Here is a 4,138-nt window from a genome sequence, read left to right as displayed (position 1 = left end):
CCCGGCCTGGGGCAGCTTGGCGAAGACCTGCTGCTGGGCATCCACCGGCAGGGCCTCACCGCTGCATACGATGCGCTGCAGGCTTTGGCAGGTCGACACCGCCGGATCCTGCAGGAAAGCTTGCAGCATCGACGGCACGAAGTGCAGCGTGGTGACCTGCTGTTGATTGATCAGGTTGATCAGCCTGGCCGGATCACGGTGATCACCGGGCGCTGCAACCACCAGGCGCGAACCGGTCATCAGCGGCCAGAAGAACTCCCACACCGACACGTCGAAGCTGAACGGGGTCTTTTGCAGCACCGTGTCGCTGACATCGAGGCGGTAAGCTTCCTGCATCCATTGCAGGCGGTTGGCCAGGGCTGAATGGCGGTTGCCGGCGCCTTTGGGCTGGCCGGTGGAGCCCGAGGTGTAGATCACGTAGGCGAGGTTCTCGCCGTCCAGGGCGATGCCTGGGTTGGCGTCGCTGTAGCCCTCGAAGGCAGACTCACCCAGCACCAGGGTTTCCAGGCCTTGGGGAATCGGCAGCTGCTCACGCAAATGCGCCTGGGTCAACAGCAGTTTCACCCCGCTGTCGTCCAGCATGTAGGCCAGGCGTTCGCGCGGGTATTCCGGGTCCAGCGGCACATAGGCGCCACCGGCCTTGAGCACCGCGAGCAGGCCCACGACCATTTCGATGGAACGCTCCACCGCCAGGCCCACCAGCACGTCCGGCCCTACGCCGGCTTCGATCAGGCGGTGGGCCAGGCGGTTGGCGCGGCGGTTCAGCTCGGCGTAGCTCAAGCGCTGCTCGGCAAATACCAGTGCCGTGGCGCCTGGCGTGCGCGTCACCTGCTGTTCAATCAGCTGATGCACGCCGTGCTGCAACGGGTAGTCCCGCGCCGTGGCGTTCCAGTCCTGTACCACTTGCCGGCGTTCGGCCACATCGAGCATCGCCAGTTCGCCGAGGCGCTGCTGGCCGCCCTCGAGCATGGCTTGCAGCAGGTTGAGCAGATGGCGGCCGTAGGTTTGCACCGTGTCCGGGTCGAAGTGCGCACGCGCAAAGCTGAACTGCACCGACAGCGTGTCACCGACGTCCACCAGCACCGTCAGCGGGAAGTTGGTCTGCTCGCGGGACTCCGGCAGGCCAAAACGGATACCGCTGCCGCCACTCTGTTCCAGGGCCTTGGACACCGGGTAGTTCTCGAACACCAGGATATTGTCGAACAGGGCTTCACCGCCCTGCCCGGCCCAGCGCTGGATATCGTACAGCCCGGTGTGTTCATGCTCGCGCAGGGCCAGGTTCTGCGCCTGCACCCTTTGCAACCAGTCGGCCACGGTTTGCTCGCCCTCCACTGCGCAGATCACCGGCAGGGTATTGATGAACAGGCCAATCTGCTGCTCCACCCCCACGAGGTCTGCCGGGCGCCCGGCCACGGTGGCGCCGAACGACACCACCGCCTGCCCGCTATGGCGCTGCAACAGGACCAGCCACGCCGCCTGGACCAAGGTGTTGAGCGTGACTTTATGGCGGCGGGCGAAGGCCTCGAGGCGACCCGTCAGCGGGCGATCCAGGCTCAGCGCGTGCTCGCCATGCCCGTCCGTCGCCATGGGCTGGCTGCGGCCCAGGCGAGTCGGCGCTTGCAGTGCACTCAACTGCTCGCGCCAGAAGGTTTCGGTCGCACCGGCATCACGCTGCTGCAACCAACCGATGTAATCGCGATAGCGCCCGGCCGCTTCGGGCACCGCCACGCCGGCGTAACGTTGCAGCACTTCACCGAACAGGCGCGAATTGCTCCAACCGTCCATCAGGATGTGATGGCTTGTGTAGATCAGCTCATGGCGTTGCTCGTCGGTACGCACCAGCACCAGACGGACCAGGGGCGCCTTGGCCAGCTCAAAGCCCTGGCGACGCTGGGCTTGCTGCAGGTCTTGCAACGCCAGCTCAGGCTCCGGCATGGCGCGCCAGTCGAGAAGCTCGATGGGCAGCCGGGCCTCGCGGTACACCACCTGGCATGGCCACTCCAGCTGGCCCTCCCAGAAAAACCCGCTGCGCAGCACGTCATGGGCCTGCACCGTGGCATCCCAGGCCTGCTGGAAGCGCGCCACATCCAGGCCCTCGGCCGTCACGCGGATCTGGTTGATGTAGTCGCCGGCGGCCTGTTCGTACAGGGTGTGGAACAGCATGCCCTGCTGCATGGGCGACAAGGTGTAGATGTCGTCAATCCCATCGGCGGCCAGCGGCAAGGACTCAAGCTGATGCTGGTTCAGGCGTGACAACGGGAAGTCGGAAGCCGTCACGCCGTGATTGCCGGGGGTGCAGCAATGTTCCACCAATGCCGTCAGCTCACGGCTGAAGGCCTGGCTCAAGGCGTCGATCTGCGCGGCCTCGAACATCAGCGGGCTGAAGGTCCAGCCCATGTGCAGTTCACCGCCGAATACCTGGCCGTTGAGGGTCAGCCAGTTGCCCAGCGGCGCCTCCGGGCTCTGCTCGGCTCCGGCGCTTTCCGCTGCGAGTACAAACAAACCGTCCGGCTGGTCAAAGCTGGCGTCGATCTGGCCCAGGTAATTGAAGGTGATGCGCGGCACCGGCAACGCGCTGAATGCCTGGCGCGTGGCCTCGTCGCCGAGGTAGCGCAGCGCGCCGAAGCCCAGGCCCTTGTCCGGCACGGCGCGCAGTTGCTCCTTGATCTGCTTGATCGAGGCGCCAAGGGATTCGGCCGGGGTCAGGCGCACCGGGAACAGGCTGGTGAACCAGCCCAGGGTGCGGGTCAGGTCGATATCCTCGAACAGGTCTTCACGGCCGTGGCCTTCCAGTTGGATCAGGCTGGAAGCCTGCCCGGTCCACTGGCAGATGACACGCGCCAGGGCGGTCAGCAGCAGATCGTTGATCTGGGTGCGATAGGCCGCAGGCGCCTGTTGCAGTAATTGCCGGGTGTGCTCGGCGTCCAGTCGGCTGACCACTGTCTGCGCCAGGCGGCCAGGACGCGCGCCATGGGGATCACGGCAGGGCAGATCGGTAGGCACGTCCTGGAGCTGTTGCAGCCAGAAGTGTTTTTGCGGCTGTACCGCTTCGCTGCGGGCATGGGCCTGCAAACGCTCGGCCCAGGCCTTGAACGACGAGGTCTTGGCCGGCAACGGCTGTTGGCGGTAGAGGCTTTGCAGGTCCTCGAGGAACACCCGCCAGGACACGCCATCCACCACCAGGTGGTGCATGACCAGCAACAGGCGCTGGGAACCATCGGCCAGTTCAGCAAGCACCGCACGCAACAAGGGCCCCTGTTGCAGGTCGAGGCTGCGCTGGGCTTTTTCGCACAGCGCGGCCAGCTCGTCGGCATCCGCCACCGTGGCCTGCCACAACACCTCAGGGGTGGCGGCTGCATGCTCGGCCCGCCACCCTTCGGCGGGCTGGCTGAAGCTCAGGCGCAGCCCATCGTGGTGGTGGACGATGGCGTGCAAGGCCGCTTGCAGTCGATCTGCCCGCACCGGCTCGCGTGGCACCAGCAGCAAGGACTGGTTCCAGTGGTGGCGCTCCGGCAGGTCCATCTCGAAGAACAGCTGCTGGAACGGCAGCAACGGCGTCTCGCCCTGCACCGGGCCCTGGTCAAACACCTGGGCAACCTGCAACTGCGCCACCCGCGCCAGGCTGCGCACGGTCTGGTGCTGGAACAACGCCTTGGCGGTGAAATGGATACCGGCGGCGCGGGCGCGGCTGACCACTTGGATCGAAATGATCGAGTCACCGCCGCGCTCGAAGAAGTTGTCGTTCAAGCCCACCTGTTCGACACCCAGCACCTCGGCCCAGATCGCCGCGATCTGCTGCTCCAGGGCACTTTGCGGGGCTTCGTAGTGATGGGTGGCTTCGGGTTTGGGCAGGGCCTTGCGGTCGAGTTTGCCGTTGGGGCTCAGGGGCATTTGCTCCAGCAGCACCCACTGTGCCGGGACCATGTAGTCCGGCAGGTGCTGGGCCAGGTGGGCGCCGAGGACTTGGCGCCAATCATCGGCAGCGTCCTGCAGCACCAGGTAGCCCACCAGGTATTTACCGTCGACCGCCAGCACGGCAGCCTCACGGACCCACGCGTGTTCCAGCAGGCGCGCTTCGATTTCTCCCAGCTCGATGCGCAGGCCGCGCAGCTTGACTTGATGGTCGATACGCCCGGCA

General features: G+C 65.9%; 1 protein-coding gene. It reads right to left on the bottom strand.

All coding sequences use genetic code 11. The features are described from left to right. A partial coding sequence (locus tag FX984_RS32345) for a condensation domain-containing protein (RefSeq protein WP_154905415.1) occupies positions 1–4,138 on the bottom strand: 4,138 nt, incomplete at both ends.

The sequence above is a fragment of the Pseudomonas marginalis genome (assembly GCF_008692035.1).
In the GTDB taxonomy this organism is placed as follows: Bacteria; Pseudomonadota; Gammaproteobacteria; order Pseudomonadales; family Pseudomonadaceae; genus Aquipseudomonas; species Aquipseudomonas marginalis.
This window is presented reverse-complemented; position numbering and strand designations above follow the sequence as displayed.